Source organism: Lentibacillus salinarum, from assembly GCF_042679865.1.
GTDB lineage: Bacteria > Bacillota > Bacilli > Bacillales > Amphibacillaceae > Lentibacillus > Lentibacillus salinarum.
Window position 1 is genome coordinate 111,947 of record NZ_JBHTNH010000019.1, and the last position, 25,763, is coordinate 137,709.

The following is a 25,763-nucleotide window of genomic DNA, read 5'->3' on the forward strand; positions in this document are numbered from 1 at the left end:
GTTCGTGCAATCCGTTGTCATTTTCAACGTGAACGGTCAAATGATGTGTACCAGCTTCTTTGAATGTATAATCAGCACTGTATTCACCAGGCTCTGCTGCTCTGTTTCAACCCATTCATGCATATCCAAATTAGCATCACTTGTCAATAAATATTCTCGATTATGATTCCTTTCGCTTCAATTTTTGCTGTTTATGTAGCATGTGCTTTGTTCCCCATTCATGCATGGCTTCCAAAATTGGTTTCAGGCTCTTTCCATATTCGGTTATAGAGTATTCTACTTTTGGGGGAACCTGTGGGTATACAACCCGTTCAACAATATCCTCGTCTTCCAATTCTCGCAACTGTTTCGTCAGCATCTTTTGGGTGATGCCGGGCACATTTCGTTTTAGTTCACTGAATCGTTGCGTACCTTCCTTTAGTAAATGCAACAAGATAATCGGCTTCCATTTCCCAACTAATATACTTAAAGCATCTTCCACACGACAAGATTCCGGTTCTATTTCCATTTTAAACCTCTTCTCCAGTAGTATCTTTTTGTATACTATATGACATGAAAGTGCGTACTTAATTTATTTGCTATTATAATCTATAATAACATTGTATGGGAATGTTGGAAGGTTGGCGAAAGTAAAGCAAAGAAAATAGCCCACTAAAAATGATTAGAAAGGTTGAGATAGATGGAAAAATACCGTATTGATCCAAGTAAAGGGCTGGAATTCGGCCTTTATACGCTGGGCGATCATTTGCCCGATCCATCGACTGGCGAGCGGATTTCTGCACAACAGCGTATCCGAGAACTCATTGAGCTGGCCAAACTAGCGGAAGAAGCAGGTCTTGATGTCTTCAGTGTCGGCGAAAGCCATCAGGAATATTTTGCGACACAGGCACACTCGGTTGTCTTGTCAGCCATTGCTCAGGCGACAGAAAAAATAAAAATTGCCAGTTCCTCGACGATAATTAGTACGTTGGATCCCGTACGTGTATACGAGGATTTCGCGACGATTGACCTAATATCAGGCGGTCGTGCTGAAATTGTTGCCGGCCGCGCGTCAAGAGTAGGTGTGTATGATTTATTAGGCTATGATCTTCGTGATTATGAAGAACTGTACGAAGAAAAATTTGATCTGCTAAGGAAGATTAATGAGGAGGAAGTCATCAATTGGAAAGGGCAATTCCGCGCGCCTTTGCAAGATGCCAGAGTCCTTCCACGTCCGCAAAACGGTTCACTGCCGATTTGGCGCGCGGTTGGCGGGACACCTGCCAGTGCGATTAAAGCAGGGTTTGCCGGGGTTCCGATGTTTATGGCACATTTAGGGGGACCGGTGTCGGCTTTTAAGCGAACGGTTGATGCTTATCGTGAAGCAGCACAGCAAAGTGGATTTGATCCAGCCGAGCTGCCCGTTGCCACTGCTGGATTTTTCTATACCGCTGAGACAACACAGCAGGCGTTGAAAGCGTATTATCCGCATATCAATGAAGGAATGAAGAAAACAAACGGACAAGGCTTTCCGAAACAGGGCTTTGCCCAGGGGGCTGATACACGCAGTATCATCAATGTCGGCAGTCCGCAGCAAATCATTGAAAAAATTCTTTATCAGTATGAACAATTCGGGCATCAGCGATATATTGCTCAGATGGATTTTGGTGGTGTGTCATTTGACCAGTTAAAGAAAAACATTGAGTTGATCGGTACAGACATTTTACCTGCCATTAAAAAATACACAGCCAAAAACGCATGATGGGGACAGGGCAGATATGTTCCCTGCCCCTATCTTTTGGGATGAGGTGTGCCAGGCGGCAGGTAATAAGGCGGGGTCTTAAGCCAGCCTTTTTTCTGCATTAAATCTTTGGCTTTGAACCCAAGGGCTAGTTTTTCCGACTGGAATTTGAGAAACATAAGACCAACATCTGTCCGGAGAGATTGACTAGCAGCGGCGGCACACATGTCGGCTGCCGCAACAAAATTGATATTAATGGTGTTAACCAATTCGTCTTCTGTAAACTTAGTACCAACTGGAATAGCACTGGGATCGGCTTTCGGCTTGCTCTCAGGAGATGACGGCAGGCTTACCCCTTCTTGGTGCATCAGTTCTGTTAGCTCTTTTTTGTGCGAAGTAGCTACTTCCATCGCATCCTGAAAGAGGCTTTTTATTCCGGGTTCTGTTGTTGTGTTAAGGCCTATTTCTTCGTATGTTATGATGTTATTGACGAAAGCAAGGTATGTCCAGCACGCCATGACTTCACCAACGTGCAAAGGATTTTTTTTGTTGTCACTTAAAGATTTCAGAACTTTCGAGGCCGATTCAAAAAGTTGCTCAAACTTAACCATTTCATATCCTCCGTTAAGATAACTTCTTAACAGTTAGCTTCTTCCGCTTGTTCAAAATTATGTATCCATTTAAATGGAAAAACGGGAGCGAAGATACGTTTTTAACAGACTATTCTGTCGGACGTTTTAGACTCGTCAAGTTTATTTTTATAAACACGTGGTAATTAGACAGTATACTTAATGACTGAATTAATCAAGCGGGGTGCAGGGAACGGATTGTTTCGATGTCTATTGGGACAACCCCTGCCGCTTGACAGGAGGTTTTTGGATGAATAAAGAGAGCAAGGGACTGAGCAGCAGGTTAATTGACCACAGAATTTTCGCACCATCCCTTATCATTGTCATTTTAATCTGTATTCCGTTTGCGCTTTATGAGAATGAATCGTTGGAAGTTTTGAACAGTATTTTTGATAAGCTTGTCGACATGTTCACCTGGGGCTACATCTGGTACGCTATTATATTGGTTGCGGCAGGTCTGTATCTGTCCTTTTCCAAGTACGGCAATGTGGTCATGGGTGATCCGACCGAAAAACCGCGTTTCAATTTATTTGAGTATGCCTCTATTTTAATTGCGATGGGGCTTGGCTCGACGATTATGCGGACGGGCATGACCGAATGGGCGAATGTGGCTGTGGAACCCCCGTTTGGTGCAGAGGCCGGCTCTGGTGAGGCCTTATTGTGGGGGAATGCCTACAGCATGTTTATGTGGAGTTTCCAGGTGTTTGCGATCTTCGTCATGGCCGCTCCTGCTATGGGCTATGTCCTGCACGTCCGTAAACGGCCGTTTATGCGGATATCGGAAGTTTGTCGTGTAATCTTTGGCGATAAGTTCACAGATGGGATCGGCGGCAAGCTGCTGGACATTATCTTTCTTGTCAGTATTCTTGCAGGGGCAGCGGTCACGTTAGGACTTGGCGCACCAATTGTCACCTATAATCTCGCTGAACTGCTGAATATTGATATCACGTTCGGGTTAACGTTGATTGTCACGATAATTTGGGTATTCCTGTTTTCCCTGAGTGCCTATTTAGGTATTGAAAGAGGAATTAAAAAATTAAGTACCTTTAATATGTATCTTGCTGGCATATTTGCTTTAATGGTTATGATTATTGGCCCTGGTATTTTTATCTTTAACTTTTTTACAGATAGTGTGGGCCATTTATTGGCAAATTACATCAGCTTTTCCATCAATACGGATTCGATCAATATGGAAGGTTCGACATACGTGGTCAGCAATACGGTGTTCTGGTTCGCCTACAGTGCGACATGGGCCATGCTTCACAGTGTGTTCGCCGCCAAGATATCACGGGGGAGAACCATTAAGGAGATGATTTTAACGTATTTATTGGCACCCACATTTTTATCCTGGTTTGCGACGGGTGTGTTAGGCGGTCTTGGGGTTGAACGTTATCTCACTGGGGATGTTCCGGTGCTTGATATTGTTAAGGAAGATACGATGGCGGCCATACCGGCTATCTTAAATTCATTACCGTTATCGTCAATCGTTCTGGTGGTTTTTATCGTTATTGCGACCATCTTCCTGACAACGACATTGGATTCGACAACATATACGATTGCATCATATACGGGCACTAAAAACATGAGCCAAGCAGAACCATCCCGGACGTTAAGAATTATTGTTGCCGCGATTATTACGGTTCTGGCATTGCTGTTAATGCGGATTGGCGGTCTGCCTCCGCTGGAAGTTTTGTCAGGTCTGATGGGTATACCAATTATTGTCATCCAGTTCTTGACGATTTACGCTGCCAAAAAAATGATGGACGAAGATAAAGCATGGGTTCATAACGTGCGGGGAAGTAAAAAAGGGCAACAGAGCAAACAGCAACAAAAACAGCGGGGCTAATCATTGGTCTGCTGTTTTTGTGTGAGGTGTTTTCATTATGGCTGCCAAAATAGAAGAAGAGCATGGCACCTGAAAGGCGGGGGACTATACGTCTTTTATTCCACATGTAATGGGCAGGCCGACAAAAACCCGGACGTCAGTCGCATTGTCGGCCTGGCACGTCCTGTCCGCCGCAAGACACCCGCTTCAAGCCTGTGGGGTCAAATTAGGAAGGATAATCGAGCCGCTCCGGTTGATGTACAGCGTTCTCTGGTTGATAAGGGAGCCGCTCCGGTTGATGTACAGCGTTCTCTGGTTGATAAGGGAGCCGCTCCGGTTGATGTACAGCGTTCTCTGGTTGATAAGGGAGCCGCTCCGGTTGATGTACAGCGTTTTCTGGTTGATAATCGAGCCGCTCCGGTTGATGTACAGCGTTCTCTGGTTGATAAGGGAGCCGCTCCGGTTGATGTACAGCGTTCTCTGGTTGATAAGGGAGTCGCTCCGGTTGATGTACAGCGTTCTCTGGTTGATAAGGGAGTCGCTCCGGTTGATGTACAGCGTTCTCTGGTTGATAAGGGAGTCGCTCCGGTTGATGTACAGCGTTCTCTGGTTGATGACGTGCCGCTCCGGTTGATGTACAGCGTTTTCTGGTTGATAAGGGAGCCGCTCCGGTTGATGTACAGCGTTCTCTGGTTGATAAGCATGCCGTTCCGGTTGATGTACAGCATGTGACATGTTTTCGCCATGACTTCCAAAATAAAAAGCGCATGGCATCTGAAAGGCAGGGTGCCAAGTGCTTTTTATATGGGGGAGTAGCACTGCGCCTCAGTCTTTCTTTTTCCCGAAATAGCGTAAACCGACCAGTAACCCTATGAGCGTCATGATAGAAGCAAAAATGAGAAACGGTACCGGTCCGAATTGGAAAATGAGCGGAGCGGATAATGCTGTGACAAGCCCGCCGCCAAGAAATGGTTCAAAAACGAGTTGTTTGTAACCGAAACCTTCATAGGCCGGTGACTTCATTTCCGGATCGGCAACCCGCATTAACAGCAGCCCAGTAGCTGTAATCCCCATTGACTGTCCGAAATCACCAATCCCTCTTTCAAGCCAATACGTCAATGACAGCAAAATGGAGGGAAAGCGGTTCAATTGATTCCGGCCGGACGGTCATTTTTGCAGCCGCTTCACGATTTTCGAATTCCACGATTCCGGCTTTTTGCAAGTCAGTTAATGCACCCTGATCGGTCATCACCTTTGTTTTTTTCTTGCGTATGCCCCAGTTAATGGCTGTAATGCCGATGATGACAACTGATAAAATTCCGACAGTGGCCAAGCCGATAGCCAAATCGTAGGCTTCCGAAAATTCGAGGTCTTCAAAGGTACCTTTAAGCCCACCTGCTATACCGTGTCCACCTTCAAACCCTATTTCAATCAGGGCACCGGTAAATGGCGGCATGTCATAGAAGGGCGTCAATACGAGCAGAGCGAGAAGCAGCCCAACGACATATTGCCCCCAGCCGAGTGTCCAGCCGAATGACAACTGTGGTCCGCCAATTTCCCAGACTTTGGCCAGGCTTGGCAGGACGGTTCCCAAAAATAGTGTGGCAAATACAACATTAATCATAAGACCCGGCAGCGGATCCCATACCGCCATAATCTCAGGTGACAAAATCCCTGTCGCCCAAAATGAGTCTTCACCTGAGAGAGTTTCCAATAGGCGACCAAGCACTTGAGGGCCCGACAGCAGGGCTAGAAACCCGCCGATGACTGACGATGGGAGAAATAAGTACTGCATCCATTTCACACGGACTCTGATCCATTTCCCAATCAGCAAAAATAACCCAAGATATAACAATGCAAAACCAATTTGATCGGGTGTCATGTTGTGGCTCCTTTCCTAATCTGTGTAAAACGTTGTTGGTGTTTTATTCCCGTCTGTTCAAGGGGATAAACTGTAACACCGACAATCATTTGTTGTTAACAGGCTGAATGGTGCTGACATCAGTCAGTGGAGAAGAGCCGTGATCATTTTTAATCAGCTTTTTTTAATGGAAACCCATGTCAGTCGGAGTTTTCACAAAGTGTTGAAAATCATGACGGGAATGGGGATAAATCATTGGTATAATAGGATTAGGAAAAGGATTCATATTTCCTTAATCCAAAAACAAGGAGTGCTTACTATGAAACGAAACATTCTGGTGGCTTATGATGGTTCGGAATTAAGTGAAAAAGCGCTTCAGGAAGCTAAACTGCAGGCTGGTGGGGTTCCGGAAACAGAAGTTTATGTTATAACAGTCGTGACACAGGCAGGTCCGAGCACTAATGCCGCGATAGCAAAAAGTATTCAATATGAAGTTGCAGATAGTCTTCGTCCTGATATGGAAAAAATAAACAGGGCATTCGAAGCAGAAGATATACCAATCCATACAGATATTGTCTTTGCAAACACCAATCGCAATGCAGGGGCGAAGATCTGTGAATATGCTGATGAACATGATATCAGTTTAATTATTGCCGGCAGTCGCGGGCTTGGCGGTATGAAAAAACTACTTTTAGGGAGTGTTAGTAACCAAATCGTGCAGGAAGCCGGGTGCCCAGTGTTGGTTATTAAATAAATACGTTTTGTTTGTAAAGAGCCGGTTCATAATGAACGGGCTCTTTTTATGAGGTTTCTTTTGACATATACATATAAATCTTTTTGTCGGTAAAAATAGACGTATAGAAATGCTAGGAGGTGACGAACGTGAAGTTAGAGAACCAATCACTGACATCAGCAGAAATCACGCAGCTTTGGGCCGCTTATATGAATGACTGTGCATTAGAATGTCAATTGCAATATTTTTGGGCAAAAGTTGAGGATGAAGACGTGAAGACGGTTGTACAACAGGGTTTGGAATTAGCACAATCTCATATACCAAAAATAGCGGACCTATTTAAAAAAGAAAACTTCCCGATTCCATACGGATTTAAATTAGATGAAGATGTGGATATTAATGCACCAAGATTGTATTCTGATCATTTCGTTCTTTACTATCTTCAGCAAGGTGCGAAAACAGCCATGCAGGCATATGGTGTCAGTTTATCCTTGGTCGGCAGGGAGGATGTTTATCATTACTTTTCACAATGCCATCGGGAGCAGGATGAATTACTTAAACAGGTTAACACCGTGTTACAAGCCAAAGGTCTTTACGTCATGTTTCCCCACCTTCCCAAGCCGGAAAACTATGACTTTGTTAAAAACCAAAGCTTTTTAACAGGGTACTTTGGTGAGCGGCGTCCCTTAGCTGGAACGGAAATTAACAATCTTTTTTCAAATTACCATCGTAACGCACTAGGGGCAGCTACCTTAATCGGGTTTAGTCAGGTTGCAAAAAATACGGATGTCAGAAAATTCATGGTTAGAGGTAAGGAAATTGCCCAAAAACATTGTGAAGTTTTTGGCTCAATTCTGAGTGAAGATGATGTTCCTGCACCGACTAAAATGGAGGACTCAGTGACGGACGCCACGACTTATACGTTTTCGGATAAGTTGATGATGTATTACAGTACCGGATTAATTGCCTTGAGCGTCGGTTATTATGGTACGAGCATGTCGGCGAGTCCAAGAAGGGATCTGGGAACTGCCTATAACAGGCTTTTGAATGAAATCTTGAAGTACGCTGAAGATGGCGCCAATATTATGATTAAACATGGCTGGATGGAGGAACCACCACGGGCATTGGATCGTGATGAACTGGCTAAGAAAAAAGGATAAAGCCGGGGCAGGGAGCAAGCTCTCTGTTCCGCTTATTTCTAACTTCTTCAACAGCATTGAATTGGAATCTGGAAGCGAACGCAACGCCCTGGTAAAAAATGCGGAAGCACGACCAAAGGAAGCTGCCAGGTTGTGGCGTCAATTATATGATGATTCGAAACCTGTCAAAGAGCGAATCGACGACTTTTATGAGGCGGCAAAGATCTGTGACAAAAACAGCTCAAAGCAGATTTTTAAACTTGAGGGGTTGTGCTTGCTTGGGGCGAGCGGCGAAAAAAGGCAGAAATGTTGAAAGGATGCGCAAAAGAAGAAATATTAATGTGAATATTTCGGTAGAAAGTCACGTTTATTTGGGTACCATAGGGTTTTTCCAACATGAATACGGCCACATTTACATTTTAGCGATTTCACCATTCAGTCTATCATATGCTATAATTCTACTAGAAAACAAAGGTGGTGAAACGGGTGGACCTGAATGAACTGGCAGGAATTGTGAAGCAGGGTTTTAAGGAAATGCATGAAGAATTTGCAGCCGTGAACGGACGGATAGACAAACTTGAAACGCGGATGGATGGCCTGGAACAACGGATGGATGGCCTGGAACAACGGATGGATGGCCTGGAACAACGGATGGACAGCCTGGAACAACGGATGGATAGCCTGGAACAACGGATGGACAGAGTGGAAGAAGGGGTTATTAACATCGAAAATGATGTCAACTTTCTATCACAGAAGTATGGCGAGCATAGTGTTATGCTGAACCGACTGATAAATTAGTTATATGGTTTAACCGATGTTGGTATCTCTGCATTTTGTAGAGATTGGTAGCATCGGTTTTTTTGTTTGGAGTTTAAAGCGGATAAATTGACATTAGGCGGACGGATGTATTATATTTACTTTGAATTAAAGATAAATAAATTCAATGTAATAAATTCAATTCAATATGGAGGATTCTTATGAATGGTATAAAAGGGATGCATCACGTTACCGCCATAACAAGCAGCGCGGAAAAGAATTACGAATTTTTTACGTACGTTCTGGGAATGCGATTGGTCAAAAAAACAGTGAATCAGGATGATATCCGGACCTATCATTTATTTTTCGCCGATGATAAGGGAAATCCAGGCACGGATATGACGTTTTTTGATTTTCCCGGAATTCCACAGGGAACGCACGGGACGAATGAAATAGCCAAAACGGCATTTCGCGTGCCAAGCGATGAGGCGCTTGAATACTGGGTGAAACGTTTTGATCGACTTGAAGTCAAGCATGAGGGTGTAAAAGAAGAATTCGGTGTTAAAATATTACCATTTGTCGATTTTGACGATCAGAAATATCAATTCGTCTCGGATGAAAACATGGATGGTGTGGAACCGGGAACGCCATGGCAGGATGGCCCGATTCCGCCGGAGTATGCGATTACCGGGCTTGGACCGATTCATGTGCGCATTGCCAACCTTGATTATTTTAAAGAAGTCATGGAAAAAGTTCTGCAGTTTAAAGAGATCGATCAGGAAGGCGATCACCACCTGTTTGAAGTTGGTGAAGGCGGAAATGGTGCACGGGTCGTTGTTGAACATAACGCTGTCATGCCTAATGCACAGCAGGGCTATGGAACGGTTCACCATGCGGCGTTCCGTGTTGAAGACCGCTCCGTGCTGGAAGAATGGACTAAACGAATGGACGATTTTGGATTCCGGACATCCGGTTATGTGAACCGCTTTTATTTTGAATCATTGTATGCACCTGTGGCCCCGCAAATTTTATTCGAATTTGCGACAGATGGCCCAGGATTTATGGGGGATGAACCATATGAAACATTAGGCGAAAAATTGGCTTTGCCGCCAAAGCTTGAGCCAGAGCGTGAACAAATTGAGCGGATGGTCCGCCCGATTAATACGGTTCGAAGTACGAAGACGTTTGAGAAGGAGTATGAATAATTCAGTGCTTTATATGAACCGGCATCACCTTTAAGGCAAATACTAGGATTATGCGGAAAAAGAGTTCTGTTATCAATAGATGAAACCAGCGAGGCTGACCCTATGATATGATGAGGGTAGCCTCTTTTGTTTAAAAATCATTTATAAGAAAAATAGGTACCAATCTTTACCCATGGGAAAAAGGGCTGAATTCTGTAAAGCTGTGAAAATGATAACGGTGCGTACTTTTGTTAAGGAGGGCTTCAAATGAAGAGTTCACAGATGCAACAGCATTTTCAACATTTGGAACAGCAAAGGATAGTGTTTTATCATGATCCGGTTATACAGGCTGCCGATCCATGGAAATCGCCTCAGCCGGGGAAGTGGTCTATCGGCGAAACACTATACCACCTCATCTTGATGGTGAGAATGCTCAGGAGATTTTCGTATGTTTATATTCCGGTTATGCTTCCGATTGCCCGTTTACGGAGAAAGAAGCCTTATCAGACAGAAACCAGTGATATATATAAAGGATTCCGAGAAAAGAAAAAAAGACCTATGAAGGCGCCTTTTATCATAAATCCCCCGGCAGGACTGGAAACTAAATATAACTTCACCAGAATACAGGAACAGCTGGATATGGAAACAAAGATGCTCAAAGAACGACTGCAAACCATTGAAGAAGACATAGCAGGACATATCCGTTATCCGGATCCGGTTGCTGATTATCCAAATCTCATTCAATGTGTCCACTTGCTTGCTATACATGAATATCATCACTTTGAGGTCAATAAAAGATATTTGACTCACCCATCCATAAATGGGTGAGCTGGCTAACGCAATAACCGATAATCCTTTATGGCAGATTGACCGTTTAAGGAGCATATCCATGAAAGAATACTATTATGATAAGCTGCTGAATATCAAAACCAGGGGAACTCAGAAGGGCTATCCCGACTCAACGCATCACAACCCATACCAGCCGACTTCATACCGTGCGCTGGAGGCGTTATTTCAGGATTATCATTTGAAAACCAGTGATAAGGTCGTTGATTTTGGCTGCGGGAAAGGCCGAATAAGCTTTTATATCCATTATTTTTACAATGCTACCATTACCGGGATCGAAATGAACAGAAACTTGTATGACGAGGCAGTCAGAAATCGTAATCGTTATTTGCATCAGATAAACGAGAAAACGGATAAGATTCATTTTCAATACTGCCTGGCACAATATTACCAGATCACCCCATTAGATAACCGGTTTTATTTTTTTAATCCATTTTCAGTTGAGGTATTTATGAAAGTCATACATAATATTCTGCTTTCCGCCGAGCAACATAAGCGAGACATCGAGCTGATTGTCTATTATGGTTCAGACGATTATGTTGCCTATCTGGAAAACGATACGGCGTTCGAATGGCAAAAGACAATCACTCTGCCAGACGTGTCGAATCCTGATCCTTATGATCGCTTTTTGATTTACCGGTTGGGGGCTTAAAGCACATTTAATGGGTGTTCTTAACGTGTCGTCTGTCGTCTGCAAGCGGCGAGAGTGTTCAGTGCTTTCGGAAATAAAAGCCATCGAGCGCTGGAATCCGGCTTTGTGCAGAACTGGATTCAAGCGCTCGACAAACTTCATTTAAATACCGTGTTAAACGTCTGGAATAATCGCTCAAACTGATTCAGAATATCGAGTGCGACAACCCCATTACCTTCTGCTGACTTTGGATAACCTAACGGTACCGTGCGTCTGACAAGTTGTGCATATAGTTCTGATTCGGTCAGTTTCCGGTCAAATTGCTCCTCCGCTATGTTAATGACGAGTGCCAATGCGCCCGATACATGCGGTGTGGCCATTGATGTGCCGGATAGCTTAGCATACTTTTGATCCGTGTAAGTGGACATGATCTCGACGCCAGGAGCGACGATATCGATTTCGTTATTGGTATTACTAAAATGGGCAATCTCTCGGTCGAAATTGATAGCGCCGACCTGAATGACTTCATTATAAGCACCTGGAAAAGCATATTCATCTGTTTCCGGACGGTCATCGCCTTCATTACCGGCAGCGCAAACGACTGGAATGCCATTGTCGATTGCCCGTTTGACAGCTTGATATAATTCTGGAACGTCTTCCGGACCACCCAGTGACATGGAAATGGCTCGTACTTTTTCACCATTCGGACCTTCCCAATCCGTTGCATAGTTGATGCCATCAATTATCCATTGGTAGTCGCCGCTTCCGTTACCATCCAGTACTTTAATGATCAGCAGTTTAGCACGTGGCGCAACACCCGTGATTCCCTCATCACCAGCTGTTGCTGCGGCAGTTCCGGCGACATGGGTACCGTGTCCGTTGTCATCGCCATAATCGGTTTCATTACCATCATTCGTGAAGTTTCTGCCATCAATGATTTGATCTTTTAAGTCGGGATGGTTCATGTCACAACCTGTATCAATGATGGCGATGACGCTGCCACTGCCTTCGTTCGACTGTTCCCACACGTCTGGAGCCTGTATCATTTGCACACCTTGAGGTACTTCGATTGATGTCTCCTCAATTTCGTTCACCTGATAAGGGATTAGATGCATATTTGCCATTGGTTAGCCTCCTCAACTAATATATATCCATTATAGTTTAAAATAATCTGACTATGGGGCGTTGTGGCAGAAAACGAGTCTAAATGCCTGAAAAAACAGGTGAAAAGAACTAGTCGTTTATAGATATTGTGTTTCTCAGTAAATTGGAAGCATTGACATTGTTTTTAAACAAATGGCACCCCAATTGTTAGATAGTATCTAATGATCAGGGTACCATTGATTCCCAGGCGTTTCTTGTGTATTGAAGGGGCGCTTTAATAAATAATAGGAGAGACCAAATGAAGAATCATTATAAATGTCCGTGAGTGGCGTTCTTATTTAGCGTTAGGACGACTCATGAATATTGAAAGAAAATCGATTTTCCTGTTCAAATGCGCCTTGATCAAACGTCCGTTCCACGAATGTTACATAATTGTTTCGATCAATGAGGAGAACGGTTGAGCAGCGGGTGCCGTATCCAGGCGTTTGGATAAACATAGGTGACAACTTCTGCTCCAGTTCAAGGCCTACCCCTGTATTGGGCAAATTCGCTTCCGGCGCTTCCTCCGCATCTGCTATGATGTCAAAAAGGGCATCGGCTTCAACGTGTGGCTTCCGTGTGACATAGTCCGCCAGCTGTTCTTTTCCTTTTGTCACTTTCGGCCATGGGGTGTTCAGAAATTCGTTGCTAAGTCCATGGGTGCCATGTGAAATCTCTGATATGTCATTTTGAATGTTATTGTAATAAAATAACTGCTCTGGACTGCCAGCCATGACATTAAACCCGGGATACGCGTTTTTTTCTTTTTGCAGACTGGTCAAATAGTCAGTGGCCGTCATGTCGGACTCCAGGAAATCCCTGACGATGTGACCGCGTGATTTTTTGTTGTTTTGATCTTCATTTGGGTTACGGTAGTTTGTTAGCGCTGCGAACCGGCCGCTTTTTGTAATGCCGAGCCAGGTGCCCATCCCGACCAGGTCCCTGCCGCCCAGAATATCAGGGTTATCCTCCCAGAATTGGGTGGGAGCGGTGGGTCGCTGATAAAATTCATCCCGATTGGCGGCGATGATTAATTTATAATTTGGGTGATCCTGAAAGTGAAAATTAATTAAACACATCGTGAACCGTCCTTTTTGTTTCATTATATTCTGTGAAAGAGTGAGTTCCAAACAAATGAACCGATAGGAAGGTCACATATTCTGCTCAAGCGCTGGGCTATCGACAGATGGGGAAAATACCGTTAATCTAAACGTAATCGGCGGATGCCGATTATCACTTCCCCAATATTAACTTTTTACTCTTGTAGGTGATTGACGCTTTCTGTTTTTTTGGTTGTAACATCTGTTTCCTCTACAGGGTTGTTGCCTATTTTTAAAGCCGTATCTGATGTGACCAGAATGCTGCCGGATTTAATTTGATCGGTAAATTTGGCTGCTTGTTCATCTGACAAACCCTTTTCGAGTAACTTGTTATGAATATTAGAGGTTTCCTCGACACCGGTGAAGATGAATTTCGTGATTTTGTCTATGAATGAACGGTCGCGGTTTTTGGAAGTTTCCGTACTTGTTATATTGACGTCAGTATCGTTATTGAGTGCATCGGCATATTTTCCATGTGAAAAAATCGTGATATTTTCTTTGAAATAACCTTCCAATTCCAGAACATTGACCGTTTTTACCGCGTCTTCCACTGACGTATATGGTCCATAAACTTCTTCTGCCAATTACAGCACCTCTATTCTGCAATGTGTGATATAGTGTTCTATTCCCTGTAGATTTGTGGTCAAACATTGTGAATTCATGGCTGTTACGTTACCTAACCAAAAATTTTAATTGTCCCTCCGTATTTTTATATGTTTATCATGTAAAAGTCAGCAAAGCAACGGTTGTTTTGGCCAAAAAGCGGATTTATTATGAATGGAAGGAAGGATTGCTTTTCGCTATCCTGGTAAGATTGAGCGGGGTATATCCGGTTATCGGGTTCAATGGCGTATTGATAGGGGTTTTGTTAAAACATCAAATATGGCATGATAAAAGCATGTAGAATGCTTCCATAATCGAATGATTTATGCTAGACTATGGGAATATGTCTTTAAGAAAAAGAGTCCCTTTTAATTTTTTTGAACTATTTTTTCATCAAACGGAAAGAAGGAACATTAATGACGGAAAATCAGGAAAGTCAACAACCACAAAGTCAAGCTAAACGTACAACGCTCATGCTCGTATTGATATCAGGGGCGTTTGTCGCTATTTTAAATCAAACGTTATTGGCAACCGCACTGCCCAAAATTATGGCGGATATGAATCTGGGAGAAAGCACGGCCCAATGGCTGACGTCCATTTTCATGCTCGTGAATGGGATCATGATACCGATCACAGCCTTGCTGATTAATCGATTCACAACCAGAGGACTGTTCCTCACAGCGATGGGACTGTTTGGAGCAGGGACCATCATTTGTGCATTCGCACCGAATTTTCCGATACTGATGGTGGGCAGAGTCATCCAGGCTTCCGGTGCAGGAATTATCATGCCGCTGATGCAGACGATTTTGATGCTTGTTTATCCAATGGAAAAACGTGGCTCTGCCATGGGCATGTTTGGCCTTGTCATTGCCTTTGCGCCGGCAATTGGGCCGACATTATCCGGCTATCTAGTTGAGCATTTCCCTTGGAGAAGTTTGTTTTATGTCGTCTTTCCAATCATTGTCGTCGATATCATCATTGCATACTTTTTGCTGCGAAATGTTACCGAGCGCACGTTCCCGAAAGTGGATGTGCTATCAATCATTTTGTCAACATTCGGTTTTGGCGGTTTGCTTTATGGATTCAGCGTCGCCGGCTCAGCTCAGGAAGGCTGGGGAAGCGCTCAAGTGATGATATCCATGGTTGTCGGTGCTGTGTCGCTGACGTTATTTATTCTCAGACAGCTGAAGCTTGAACAGCCTATTTTGGAATTCCGGATTTTTAAGTATAAAATGTTTACGCTGGCGACAGTTTTAGGCATGGTTGTCTTTGTAGCTATGATAGGTGCCGCTACTGTTTTGCCCATTCTGATGCAGGACTACCTTGGTTTCAGTGCACTTGAATCAGGCTTGGCACTGATGCCTGGTGCAGCCATCATGGGGATCATGAGTCCGATAACAGGCCGATTATTTGATAAATTCGGTGCCAGATACCTGGCGATTATTGGTCTGACAATCGTCTCCGTGACAACATTCATGCTGGCTATATTGACGACGGAAACAACATTTGCTTACATTGCCACGGTGAATGCGGTCCGGATGTTTGGTGTCGCTATGGTCATGATGCCGATCACGACAGCTGGCCTAAATGAATTGCCGAACAAAATGATGCCGCATGGCACGGCGATGAACAATACCATGCGCCAGGTAGCCGGGGCAGTTGGTACAGCATTACTTGTAACGGTTATGTCCAATGCTGCTATTCCGGAACAAGGGCGACAGGGACTTGTCCATGGCTCCAATATGTCATTTATCGTTGCAGGCATTACGGCTATTATCGGTATTGTGTTAGCATTTTTCGTGAAGAATCCGAAGCGTAACAACAGAAATGCTGTTTAGCATATAAATTGGGGTTCACTCTTTAAAAAGATAAAGGCTTTCGTCAGTCCGGCTGGCGACGGCCTCTTTTTTCTGTTAGAAAGCTGGTGTGTTTTGGCTGCTATGAAAAAAGTTGAAACGTTACATATTTGCGGGACGTATACTAACTAGAAACGGGGGAGGCAGTATGCAGTTTGTATCAATTGATTTTGAAACGGCAAATGAGATGCGCAATAGTCCTTGTGCGGTGGGTATTGCCGTTGTAGACGGGCAGGAAGTTGACGATGAATTCTACAGCCTGATCAACCCCATGACGGATTTCAGCCCGTTCAATACACGTATCCATGGCATTACAGCAACCGATGTGGCAGATGCACCAACGTTTGCAGAACTGTGGCCAACACTCGAAACCTATTTGTCGAATCATTTGGCTGTGGCTCATAATGCCAGCTTTGATATGAGTGTCATTCGGCATACGCTGGATGACTTTAATCTTACATATCCCGCAATGGACTACCTTTGTACAGCTAATATTTCGAGGCGTGTATGGCCTGAACTTACCAACCACAAGCTGAACACCGTTGCTGCCCATCACAATATTCAATTTGACCATCACCATGCTCTGGAGGATGCTCGGGTGGCTGCGAAAATTTTAATCGAGGCATTTAAGACATATGGGACGGACCAACTGGATATATTTCTAGGGAAGTGCCGTATTTCAAAAGGCAGAATCTATGAACGGGGGTACGTTCCGCCGAGAAGAAAACGTATGAAACAAAGTAGGAAAATCTATTTCTAGCGTTGGCTGCCTTTTTGGTTGTTAAAGAAATAAGTAAAGAAAAAAGGAGATGATGTGTTTTGCGCATCCTGGTAGTTGGGGCAAGCGGTACAATCGGGCAACGGATTACGGAAGGAATTGCATCAAACCATGAGGTGCTCCGTGCAGGGCGAAACGGTGCGGACGTTTCCGTTGATCTGACATCCCCGAAAAGTATTGCCGGCATGTATGAAAAAGTTGGGTATGTGGATGCCGTTGTGAACGCTTCAGGTGGAGCGAATTTCAAGGCTGTCCCGGAATTGACGCCCGAATTGAACGAAAAAGGGATCGAAAGTAAATTAAAAGGCCAAGTCAACCTAGTGCTGCTGGGCCAGGAATATGTTAATGACGGCGGCAGTTTTACGTTAACAACCGGTGTGATGATGGATGATCCAATTCCGATGGGTGCCTCAGCTGCAATGGCCAATGGTGGTGTCAAAGCATTTGTGAAAGCGTCATCGATTGAAATGCCAAGAGGTATTCGGATTAACAGTGTCAGTCCTAATATTGTTAAAGAGTCCTGGGAGCGAATCGGTCACCTTTTTGCTGGTTTTAATCCGGTACCGGCTGAACGGGTGGCAAGAGCTTATATTAAAAGTGTAGAAGGTGCACAAACCGGGCAGAATTATAATGTTTACTGAAACGATAGTTTAACCGGTTACAGAATGATTAGTGGCGCACTCGATTGTTTTAATGGAGGGCGCTGCTAAAAACTTCAAATTATGAGCTTACATATTTTTTGGGGAGGCATTTGGTATGGCTGATATTAAATATGACATTGTCGAACATATTGCAGAATTGTCTAAATCACCAAAAGGATGGACGAAAGAATTGAATTTAGTCAGCTGGAATGGACGCGATCCGAAATATGACCTGCGGGACTGGTCGCCTGACAAGACGAAAATGGGAAAAGGGGTTACGCTTACAGATGCGGATCTGGCCAATTTGAAAGCTGCATTGGAGAAGCTTAATCTTTAACAGGATGATTCTTGCACACCTTCCCATTACGATTTGGCAAAAAATGTAGTATCATGGGCCTATACATATATTAAACAACGGAAATGGAGGACATCGAAGTGAATAAGACACGTTGGTTTGCACTGGGAATTGCAGTCGTTTTACTTGCGGTTTCGACTGGTTTTAGGTTTATGAGCACGCTGTTTTCAACCGATCTGGAGGCTATGTTTGAGATGCCGCAGGAGCAATATCAGCAGGAGGTCATTGAAGAAGGTACCGGGAATAAAATTGCGGTACTGGAGCTTGACGGCGTTATTCAGGATGTAAACACATCGTCAGTCCTGAATACAGGCGGTTATAACCATGATCGGTTTTTGAAAAAATTGGAGGATGTCGGTGAGGACCGTACGGTAAACGGGATTATTTTACGCGTCAATACGCCAGGTGGTGGTGTGGTCGAAAGTGATGAAATTCACGACAAGATTGTAGAAATCAAAGAAGAGCACAATAAACCCGTTTATGTTTCGATGGGGAATACGGCAGCCTCAGGCGGTTACTATATTTCTGCTCCTGCAGATAAAATTGTCGCTCACCCGGCAACTTTAACCGGCTCAATCGGTGTCATTATGCAAAGCTATAATTTTGCGGAACTTGCTGATGATCTCGGGGTTGATATGAATACGATTAAAAGCGGTGAATTTAAAGACATCATGTCCGCCACAAGGGAAATGACCGATGAAGAGCGAGGCATTCTGCAGACCATGATTGATGACATGTATGCCGATTTTGTACAGGTCATTGTTGATGGCCGGGATATGTCAGAGTCGAAAGTTCGAGAATTGGGTGATGGTCGTGTATATACTGGAAGCCAAGCAGCGGATAATGGACTTGTTGATGCACTTGGTTCATTGGAAGAAACAGCTGCTATGATGCGGGAAGACTTTGAATGGCCGAACGCACAGCTTGTTGAGTACAAAACAGGCTTTGGTTGGAACAGTTTCCTAGGTGGGACTGTCCAAAGCATGGTCGGCGGTGAAGAAGCAAATCTGATGGCCATTCAGGAACTACTGCAGCAATCGGACGGTCCCCGTGCCATGTATTTATATTCGAAATAAGGAGGTGCTGTTATGCATGAAAATCAAGAAACATATACCGACACTACCACAGTTGATGAACAGCGATATGCCGGATTCTGGATGCGCTTTTGGGCGTATCTGGCTGACTTGATTATTGTATTCAGCATTAATGGCATCCTGCTTAGCCCGTTCAAATTTTTCAATGATGGTAATCCGATAGATATCGGGATTTGGACAGCAACCGGTATTTTCGGCGTTATTGTATTATATTTGTATTTTGTGCTGATGACAAAATTCTACGGAAAAACACTAGGTAAAATGATTTTTGGCCTCCGGGTTGTCCGTGAAGACAGAAACCCGCTGGAATGGAGCGATCTGATTTTCCGGGAAGTGGTTGGACGCTTTGTCCATCGCGTTTTTTGGTTTACAAACCTGTTGTATTTGTTCGTTGCCTTCGGTGAACAAAAACAGGGATTGCATGATATGGTCGGCAGTACGCGCGTTGTGTTTGACAGGTGAATGTAAGTTCGAAAACGAATAACGGGCTGAATCGTCATTATATGTGGCAGGAAAACGGGTATCAGCTAACAGGTCATCCTAAGGGGTGGCCTGTTTTTTTAGTGTTAAAGTCTGCACGATAGTCCCAACAATGCGTCACTGACATAGGATAGTTATACAGAAGGGATTAATATTTGGAGGGCTTTGTTATGCTGAAAATGGATTATGGTGTTCCGGAAATTTATAAGCAGGAAGCGTATGGCGATCTGGCTAACATATATGAAGACATTCAGACAGTTTTAAAGGTGCCTGTCGTTAATTTCATGTTTCGAACATTGGCGCTATATGACACATTTTTAGGTACCGCCTGGACGCAGGTTCGTGCAAATATGCTGACGGTGGAAATGGAGAAGGCTGCTGACAAACTTAGATATCCTGATATCGATGTAAAGGCCCCCGAGATTAATTGGGAGACAATCTATAACTTATCAACGATCGAGCAAATAAAGCGTATTATTTTCACATTTAATTATGTCAATCCTAAATTATTACTTATTGCCAGCGCATGGGCAGAAAGTTTAGGTAATCGATCGATTCAAGGTACCCAGAGTTATGATGGCGATATTGCCCCAGGTGTTTTTCATGGATTGGAGGATGTTCACTTAGTGGATATATGCCATGCAACGCCAGATGTACAAAGCTTACTCGTGGATATCGTTAAAAAACACCGTGCATTTGACGCTGCAAGTGATTACCGTGCGCTGGCGAATTACCCGGTATTTTTGGGAAAAAGCTGGGAGAGTCTGAAGCCATACGTTGGATCGGATGACTATCATCTGCTTGGCGCTGATCTTAAGCAACAATCAATTGAACTGGTTCATGACCGAATGCCCTTTCCAGTTACCATAAATACTGATTATTTATATCAAATTTACAGTCCCAGAGAAATGGCGGGAATGATGGGGATTGTCGCCATGTTCCAGAACTTACTTCCTGATTTAATCATTGAGGGTGAATTTTTCAGGCGGATGATTGCTGAAAGATAAGCATACATTTTTAAAAAGTAGTCATAACGCCTGAATCAAACAAATAGATTATATAAACATGTCCTAGGCATGTGTGTCTATTATTTGGAAAAGGGGATGAATCTGTGCCGAATAAGCTGTTTAAGGTTGATTTAAACAAGACAATGGATAAGCAGGATGTGCCTGGCCATAACCGCTGGCACCCTGATATTCCTGCCGCATTTTCGGTAGATCCGGGTGAGACGTTTAGAATGGAATGCCTCGATTGGACGGATGGCCAAATTAGTAATAACGACGATCCCTCGGATATAAGGGATGTAAATCTTGAGCGGGTACACGTACTGAGTGGGCCTGTGCACGTTAATGGCGTAGAACCCGGTGATTTGCTCGTTGTTGATATTTTGGATATTGGTGCGTTCAGTGCCCATGAATGGGGTTTTAACGGAGTTTTTGCGAAAGAAAACGGGGGAAGTTTTTTAACTGATCATTATCCCGAGGCTGCAAAATCAATCTGGGATTTTGAAGGGATTTATGCAACGTCCCGTCATGTACCGAATGTCAAATTTGCCGGTATCATACATCCTGGGTTAATTGGTGTTGCGCCTTCACAGGGAATGCTTGATGAATGGAACAGACGGGAGAAGGATTTGGTTGACCAAAATCCTAATCGTGTTCCGCCACTGGCAAATCTTCCAACAAAAGACAATGTTGTACTTGGTGGTTTGACTGGTGAAGAATTCGACCGGGTTGCCAAGGAGGGTGCGCGCACTGTTCCGCCAAGAGAAAATGGAGGAAACTGTGACATCAAGAATTTATCGAGAGGGTCAAAAGTGTATTTCCCAGTATTCGTCGACGGTGCAAAACTGTCAGTTGGTGATTTGCATTTTTCACAGGGTGATGGCGAGATCACGTTCTGTGGCGGGATTGAAATGCCTGGCTGGATTGACTTACATGTGGACGTTATTAAAGGTGGCATGGAAAAATATCAAATTAAGAAGAATCCTGCATTCCGACCTGGACCAATGGATCCGCATTATAATGAATACATTGTGTTTGAAGGCGTTTCGGTAAATGAATTTTCCGGAAAACAAACGTACCTGGATGCAAATATTGCTTACCGGAATGCTTGTCTGAACGCCATTGAGTTTTTGAAGACACACGGATTTACCGGAGAACAAGCCTATATGCTGCTGGGATCAGCACCAGTACAAGGACATCTGGCAGGTGTTGTTGATATTCCTAATTCGTGCTGTACATTATCATTACCGAAAGATATCTTCACAAAAGATATTTTGCCAAAATAATGGAGGAATAAGGGATGCCCAGCTATACGTTCTCATGTAAAAAATGTGGTGAATTCACGTTGTGGTTTCAACACATGAGAGGAACTAGGCAAGAGGTGCAATGTCCGGAATGCAGTGAAGCAGCAAAACGCGTTTTTAAGCCTCCAATCACATTTAATATGGATAGCCGGGTCAAGAAACGGATTGAAAAGGGCATGGAACCGAGGGTGGTAAATAAAAAAGACTTACCAAAAAATACAAAAAGAAATCCAACAATATCAAGACCATGGCAAGCTGGACATTAATAGTAAAAAATCCATCTTCATTTTGAGGATGGATTTTTTATTTGCCGGGGGGTTTATTACATCTATTTTGGCTCGTAACACATCTCGGTAAATTAGGTGTTCAGTGCTATTTTCCGGAAAAAGAAGACATTTTCCTTACTTGTCACAAACATATCTGAATTAAACTGAGGCTCCGATAAATGGTCAGATTTCCGCTGTTAAATCACCCGGCATAAATACCTCCCAATATGAAACACTACATTTTGGAGGTGTTTTTATGGCTGATAAAAAAGATAACCGAAGCAAGAACCAGGTTAAAACGAGTGTGAACAAGCAAGGGCTGAGCGAGGATGTGGTTGATCAGCAGCCGGACAGTCAGCTGGAGCAGCGGGCTAAAAAGAAAAACACGAAAATTTGAATTAAGTATCTGATGAAAAGATAAGGGTGATAACCATCGATACGTCATTACACTACTTGCGTGAGTCATTAGTCAACTATGAGAACCATGATATGATGAAACAAATTGCTGAAAAACTGGCGAAAAATGATTATCAACATGAAGAAGAATTTGTCCAGGATCTTGATCAAGAGGAGATCGCGTATCTGGATTCGGTCGTTGAAAAGGAATTGAATTATGCCAGAAACGCAGGAGATGATGTACGGGCCAAACAATTGAAAGATGTGTATGAATTACTCTTCTGATTATGGTAAAAAAAACCATTGATTTTAATCGTCTCAAGGTGTAGTATATAAATACAGGCTACAATGTTCGTATTTAAATAAGTTTTAACCTCTAACAGATGAATAGGGAGTTTTATATCGGAGCTTAAATGTCGCGCCTCCTTTAGAGTGGAAGACAGGAAGGCCCCTGCAAACACCCACTTGGTGAAGTGGTGGTTTTAAAACTTTTTATTTCGGAAATACGGCAATTGTGGCTGTAAACCACTAAAGTGATAAGCCAGTTCCTTTATGGGAGCTGGTTTTTTGTATTTAAACCATTAATCAGGTTGTGGGTTCTGATTAAAGTGATAAGCAAACGTTAACGGCCGCTATTCATAATAACTATTATTCTTTTTACAATGTTGGAGGTATGGTGGGGTATAAGGGTCACGCCTTCAATCAGTTATGGAAATTTTTCGCAATATCATCTATAATTTGATTATCAAGGGGTGACATGTTATGAAAACAAGCCGTTTCATGCGATTCATTGGCGGCCGTGATTTGTTTTACGGTCTAATCCTATTAATTTTAATCGGAATAACCATCTTCATCTATACAAACGTATCGTTTATTTTTAACCCGTTTTTGACAATTATGTCAACCATACTGCCGCCGATTATATTGGCGTTTATTGCGTATTATTTACTGAATCCAATTGTTAACCTTTTGGAACGGGTACATATTCATCGCATATGGGGTATCATCATTATTATCCTGGGGATCAGTGGACTGTTGACCGGGTTGATTTTACTGATGGCTCCAGCGATTGAGTCACAGGTGAAGGATTTGGCAGCGAGATTTCCGACTTACTTGCAGCAAATGGGTGAAGGAATTGATAACTGGCTACAACGTTCGTTTCTGGCACCCTATTATGAACAGGGGTATGTGTGGTTCACGTCAAATTTGAGTGATTTGACGAGTAGAGTCGCCGAGCACCTGGGGGGAGCAGTTGAAGGTGTGCAAAATGTTGCCAGCACGATTACCAGTGTTGTGGTGGCTATTATCACATTTCCGATTATCCTGTTTTTTTTGTTAAAAGATGGGGACGGTTTCAAGGAATTTTGCCTGAGGTTGCTGCCGCCCAAATATAGAAGCGACGTTGACAGGATTCTTCATAATATGGATGTGCAGGTTGGATCGTATATTCAGGGTCAGATCATTGTCGCGACATGTATTGGGATTATGTTATATATCGGTTATTTAATTATTGGTCTGGATTATGCCATCACACTTGCCATTATTGCTGCGGTCACCAGTGTCGTACCGTACCTGGGTCCGATAATTGCCATAGCGCCGGCAATTATCATTGCGATCGTTGATTCACCGATTGTGCTGTTGAAATTGGGGATTGTCTGGGCAGCTGTTCAATTTCTTGAGGGGAACTTTGTATCACCAAACGTCATGGGAAAAACGATGCAGGTTCACCCGCTTACGATTATTATCGTATTACTGGTGGCAGGTAATCTGTTCGGCGTTGTCGGCGTTATCCTTGGTATTCCAGGATACGCGATCCTAAAGGTGATCGTTGTCTTTCTATTCCAGAAATTCAAAGCACGTTATAACCGCTTTTATGGTGAGGATTACGGTGCCTATGACGAAAAATAATCGTCGCGTGTGGTGGGAATATATTTTATAACATGTTGGAGGATCTAGATAGTGCATGTAATGATTAGACACTCTTTACCGGATACAGAAACAATCAAGCGGATTATGACAGACTACGACTTAGAAGAGCCTGTGCAGTGTCATGTTTTAGCCCGGGGGATTAATGATACGTATGCCATTATCGATGGAACCGAGCACCGATATATCTTCCGGCTTTATCGACATGGTTGGCGTAATTGGCAAGGGATTTCGTTTGAGCTGGATGCCCTCAATCACTTATATGAACAAGGGGTTCGCTTGTCTTATCCGATCAAAAAAAGAAATGGACAGCATTTAAGCGAAATTGAGGCGCCTGAGGGTCTGCGTTATGGTGTGCTGTTTTCGTATTCGGCAGGGGAACGTCCGTCGATTACGGTGGCAAACTCGGAAATGATTGGTGCGACACTTGGCCGGCTGCACTTGAAGACGTCTGGTTTTATGTCAAATTACAAGCGGGGCTTTGAACTTGATACCGATCATTTACTTGACGAACCGGCAGCCGTTATATCACCGGTAGTTGACAAGTACCTCGGCCATCAGGCGGTTTCGATTCTGCATACGGTTGTGGAAAATACGAAAGCCGACTTGGCGGTACTCGATCTGGAAAAGGGTTTCTGTCATGGGGATTTTTATAACCATAATATGCACATCGAGGACGGCAAAATGGAAGTGTTTGACTTCGATAACTGTGCGATTGGCTATCGGGCCTATGATATTGCTGTATCATGGTGGAATTTGCTGAATAATTATCGAAGTGTGGAAAGAGAATGCTGGGACGCATTCTTAAAAGGTTATTTGACTGAACGAAATCTGCAAGCCGATGATGTCAGAAGCTTGCCGTTGTTCATTACTGCTCGAAGGATTCGGTTGTTGGGAACGATGCTGGTCAACGACGATGTGTGGGGAACAAACTGGATTAACGAGCGGACACTGAAACTGTTTATCGGCCAGCTGAGGACTGACCGGCTGGGGGATGAGGATCTGCGGGAGATGGATGAGGACTGGTTATCATCCCGTTCGTAACGGAAACCCTGTGAACGGCTCACAGGGTTTTTAGCGATCCCTATTTCATCTGAATGACAATTTTTCCTTTCGCATGATGGGTTTCGCTTAGTTCATGTTCTTTACGAAGCCCTTTTTAACCAAACGGGGAGGTGTGTCTAATAGATGGTGTCACCTGCCCTTTTTCCATCAGCGCACCAAGCCTGGCCAATTGCTTACCATCCGGCTCCAGCCATAAAAACCCAGCCCCTTTTCAGCAACCACACCTGCATCGTCCCATTCTAAAAAATGATTGGTAATGGTTAATTGCCTGCAATGGTACGAAATCATACCAAACGTTCAAGCGTCCTTTTAAAATCAGCCATCCGGACCATATGAATATCTTTAAATTACCATCCACCAGCCCTGTGCCTGGATGTTATACGAAACGTTTTAACGGGAAACGTGAAGATTGGAAGCAAATTTAGACT

The 25,763-nt window shown here is 43.7% G+C and carries 30 protein-coding genes and 1 other RNA gene; 24 read left to right on the forward strand and 7 right to left on the reverse strand.

From position 1 onward, the window contains the following. Positions 1–160: 160 nt before the first annotated feature. The gene (locus ACFQ4A_RS09180) at positions 161–508 is read right to left on the reverse strand and encodes a winged helix-turn-helix transcriptional regulator (RefSeq protein WP_382399781.1); all 348 of its coding nucleotides are present in this window, start codon (positions 506–508) and stop codon (positions 161–163) included. A gap of 171 nt (positions 509–679) precedes the next feature. On the opposite strand from ACFQ4A_RS09180, the gene ACFQ4A_RS09185 reads away from it, so the two are divergent. After that, positions 680–1,741 carry an LLM class flavin-dependent oxidoreductase gene (locus ACFQ4A_RS09185; protein WP_382399783.1) on the forward strand — a complete coding sequence of 354 codons (1,062 nt, stop codon included), beginning with the start codon at positions 680–682 and terminating at the stop codon, positions 1,739–1,741. A 29-nt stretch (positions 1,742–1,770) separates the two neighbouring features. Here ACFQ4A_RS09185 and ACFQ4A_RS09190 read toward each other — a convergent pair whose 3' ends face one another. Then, the gene (locus ACFQ4A_RS09190; protein WP_382399785.1) at positions 1,771–2,331 is read right to left on the reverse strand and encodes a DUF3231 family protein; all 561 of its coding nucleotides are present in this window, start codon (positions 2,329–2,331) and stop codon (positions 1,771–1,773) included. 268 nt (positions 2,332–2,599) lie between these two features. On the opposite strand from ACFQ4A_RS09190, the gene ACFQ4A_RS09195 reads away from it, so the two are divergent. Then, positions 2,600–4,195, forward strand: coding sequence for a BCCT family transporter (locus ACFQ4A_RS09195; protein ID WP_382399787.1), 1,596 nt, complete (start codon positions 2,600–2,602; stop codon positions 4,193–4,195). Positions 4,196–4,216: 21 nt separating this feature from the next. Beyond that, complete coding sequence (locus ACFQ4A_RS09200; protein ID WP_382399789.1) at positions 4,217–4,906, forward strand: hypothetical protein; 690 nt, start codon at positions 4,217–4,219, stop codon at positions 4,904–4,906. A 93-nt stretch (positions 4,907–4,999) separates the two neighbouring features. Here ACFQ4A_RS09200 and ACFQ4A_RS09205 read toward each other — a convergent pair whose 3' ends face one another. Together ACFQ4A_RS09205 and ACFQ4A_RS09210 are read right to left on the reverse strand one after the other, a co-directional pair. After that, positions 5,000–5,323, reverse strand: a complete 324-nt coding sequence (locus ACFQ4A_RS09205) for a hypothetical protein (protein WP_382399791.1) — start codon at positions 5,321–5,323, stop codon at positions 5,000–5,002. Then, positions 5,277–6,056, reverse strand: coding sequence for a sodium/glutamate symporter (locus tag ACFQ4A_RS09210; protein WP_382399793.1), 780 nt, complete (start codon positions 6,054–6,056; stop codon positions 5,277–5,279). Before ACFQ4A_RS09210 ends, ACFQ4A_RS09205 begins: the two co-directional genes overlap by 47 nt. 298 nt (positions 6,057–6,354) lie before the next feature. On the opposite strand from ACFQ4A_RS09210, the gene ACFQ4A_RS09215 reads away from it, so the two are divergent. From ACFQ4A_RS09215 to ACFQ4A_RS09245, 7 genes are all read left to right on the forward strand, one after another. Further along, the gene (locus ACFQ4A_RS09215) at positions 6,355–6,789 is read left to right on the forward strand and encodes a universal stress protein (protein WP_382399795.1); all 435 of its coding nucleotides are present in this window, start codon (positions 6,355–6,357) and stop codon (positions 6,787–6,789) included. Positions 6,790–6,917: 128 nt separating this feature from the next. Next, on the forward strand, positions 6,918–7,928 hold the full coding sequence (locus ACFQ4A_RS09220; protein ID WP_382399797.1) for a DUF3231 family protein: 1,011 nt from the start codon (positions 6,918–6,920) through the stop codon (positions 7,926–7,928). Next, complete coding sequence (locus ACFQ4A_RS09225) at positions 7,900–8,220, forward strand: hypothetical protein (RefSeq protein WP_382399799.1); 321 nt, start codon at positions 7,900–7,902, stop codon at positions 8,218–8,220. The genes ACFQ4A_RS09220 and ACFQ4A_RS09225 overlap by 29 nt, the downstream gene beginning before the upstream one ends. A 173-nt stretch (positions 8,221–8,393) precedes the next feature. Then, entirely contained in the window at positions 8,394–8,705 is a 312-nt protein-coding gene (locus ACFQ4A_RS09230; RefSeq protein WP_382399801.1) for a coiled-coil domain-containing protein, read from the forward strand. 179 nt (positions 8,706–8,884) lie between these two features. Then, positions 8,885–9,868: a ring-cleaving dioxygenase gene (locus tag ACFQ4A_RS09235; RefSeq protein ID WP_382399803.1), complete on the forward strand. Its 984-nt coding sequence runs from the start codon at positions 8,885–8,887 to the stop codon at positions 9,866–9,868. A 246-nt stretch (positions 9,869–10,114) separates the two neighbouring features. Further along, positions 10,115–10,675 carry a DinB family protein gene (locus ACFQ4A_RS09240; protein ID WP_382399805.1) on the forward strand — a complete coding sequence of 187 codons (561 nt, stop codon included), beginning with the start codon at positions 10,115–10,117 and terminating at the stop codon, positions 10,673–10,675. Between the two features lie 61 nt (positions 10,676–10,736). Then, positions 10,737–11,345: a methyltransferase gene (locus ACFQ4A_RS09245; protein ID WP_382399807.1), complete on the forward strand. Its 609-nt coding sequence runs from the start codon at positions 10,737–10,739 to the stop codon at positions 11,343–11,345. 137 nt (positions 11,346–11,482) lie between these two features. On the opposite strand, the gene ACFQ4A_RS09250 is transcribed toward ACFQ4A_RS09245, so the two are convergent. The 3 genes from ACFQ4A_RS09250 to ACFQ4A_RS09260 all read right to left on the reverse strand — a co-directional run bounded on the left by ACFQ4A_RS09250 (position 11,483) and on the right by ACFQ4A_RS09260 (position 14,151). After that, entirely contained in the window at positions 11,483–12,448 is a 966-nt protein-coding gene (locus ACFQ4A_RS09250; RefSeq protein WP_382399809.1) for a S8 family peptidase, read from the reverse strand. Positions 12,449–12,772: 324 nt separating this feature from the next. Then, a complete protein-coding gene (locus ACFQ4A_RS09255) occupies positions 12,773–13,546 on the reverse strand; it encodes an NRDE family protein (RefSeq protein ID WP_382399811.1) in 774 nt (257 codons plus the stop codon). A gap of 176 nt (positions 13,547–13,722) precedes the next feature. Then, positions 13,723–14,151 carry a general stress protein gene (locus tag ACFQ4A_RS09260; protein ID WP_382399813.1) on the reverse strand — a complete coding sequence of 143 codons (429 nt, stop codon included), beginning with the start codon at positions 14,149–14,151 and terminating at the stop codon, positions 13,723–13,725. Positions 14,152–14,586: 435 nt separating this feature from the next. Here ACFQ4A_RS09260 and ACFQ4A_RS09265 point away from each other — a divergent pair, with 435 nt between their 5' ends. The 14 genes from ACFQ4A_RS09265 to ACFQ4A_RS09330 all read left to right on the forward strand — a co-directional run bounded on the left by ACFQ4A_RS09265 (position 14,587) and on the right by ACFQ4A_RS09330 (position 25,314). Continuing rightward, complete coding sequence (locus ACFQ4A_RS09265) at positions 14,587–16,008, forward strand: MDR family MFS transporter (protein ID WP_382399815.1); 1,422 nt, start codon at positions 14,587–14,589, stop codon at positions 16,006–16,008. Positions 16,009–16,174: 166 nt separating this feature from the next. Then, entirely contained in the window at positions 16,175–16,786 is a 612-nt protein-coding gene (locus tag ACFQ4A_RS09270) for a 3'-5' exonuclease (RefSeq protein ID WP_382399817.1), read from the forward strand. A 59-nt stretch (positions 16,787–16,845) separates the two neighbouring features. Further along, complete coding sequence (locus ACFQ4A_RS09275) at positions 16,846–17,445, forward strand: short chain dehydrogenase (protein ID WP_382399819.1); 600 nt, start codon at positions 16,846–16,848, stop codon at positions 17,443–17,445. Between the two features lie 115 nt (positions 17,446–17,560). Continuing rightward, positions 17,561–17,782, forward strand: a complete 222-nt coding sequence (locus tag ACFQ4A_RS09280) for a YdbC family protein (RefSeq protein WP_382399821.1) — start codon at positions 17,561–17,563, stop codon at positions 17,780–17,782. 98 nt (positions 17,783–17,880) lie between these two features. Beyond that, complete coding sequence (gene sppA, locus ACFQ4A_RS09285) at positions 17,881–18,876, forward strand: signal peptide peptidase SppA (RefSeq protein ID WP_382399823.1); 996 nt, start codon at positions 17,881–17,883, stop codon at positions 18,874–18,876. Positions 18,877–18,888: 12 nt separating this feature from the next. Next, positions 18,889–19,356 carry an RDD family protein gene (locus ACFQ4A_RS09290; protein WP_382399825.1) on the forward strand — a complete coding sequence of 156 codons (468 nt, stop codon included), beginning with the start codon at positions 18,889–18,891 and terminating at the stop codon, positions 19,354–19,356. 188 nt (positions 19,357–19,544) lie between these two features. After that, positions 19,545–20,381: a halocarboxylic acid dehydrogenase DehI family protein gene (locus ACFQ4A_RS09295; RefSeq protein WP_382399827.1), complete on the forward strand. Its 837-nt coding sequence runs from the start codon at positions 19,545–19,547 to the stop codon at positions 20,379–20,381. 104 nt (positions 20,382–20,485) lie between these two features. Beyond that, a complete protein-coding gene (gene fmdA, locus ACFQ4A_RS09300) occupies positions 20,486–21,664 on the forward strand; it encodes a formamidase (protein ID WP_382399829.1) in 1,179 nt (392 codons plus the stop codon). Positions 21,665–21,678: 14 nt separating this feature from the next. Further along, complete coding sequence (locus tag ACFQ4A_RS09305) at positions 21,679–21,948, forward strand: zinc ribbon domain-containing protein (RefSeq protein WP_382399831.1); 270 nt, start codon at positions 21,679–21,681, stop codon at positions 21,946–21,948. Between the two features lie 256 nt (positions 21,949–22,204). Beyond that, positions 22,205–22,345 (forward strand): small, acid-soluble spore protein L, encoded by a 141-nt coding sequence (locus ACFQ4A_RS09310; RefSeq protein ID WP_382399833.1) that lies wholly within the window; start codon positions 22,205–22,207, stop codon positions 22,343–22,345. Between the two features lie 26 nt (positions 22,346–22,371). Next, positions 22,372–22,629 (forward strand): sporulation protein, encoded by a 258-nt coding sequence (locus ACFQ4A_RS09315; RefSeq protein ID WP_382399835.1) that lies wholly within the window; start codon positions 22,372–22,374, stop codon positions 22,627–22,629. Positions 22,630–22,681: 52 nt separating this feature from the next. After that, positions 22,682–22,868: non-coding RNA, 6S RNA (ssrS, locus tag ACFQ4A_RS09320), on the forward strand. A 238-nt stretch (positions 22,869–23,106) separates the two neighbouring features. Beyond that, positions 23,107–24,252, forward strand: a complete 1,146-nt coding sequence (locus ACFQ4A_RS09325; RefSeq protein WP_382399837.1) for an AI-2E family transporter — start codon at positions 23,107–23,109, stop codon at positions 24,250–24,252. A gap of 60 nt (positions 24,253–24,312) precedes the next feature. Then, the gene (locus ACFQ4A_RS09330) at positions 24,313–25,314 is read left to right on the forward strand and encodes a phosphotransferase enzyme family protein (RefSeq protein WP_382399857.1); all 1,002 of its coding nucleotides are present in this window, start codon (positions 24,313–24,315) and stop codon (positions 25,312–25,314) included. The last annotated feature ends 449 nt before the right edge of the window (positions 25,315–25,763 follow it).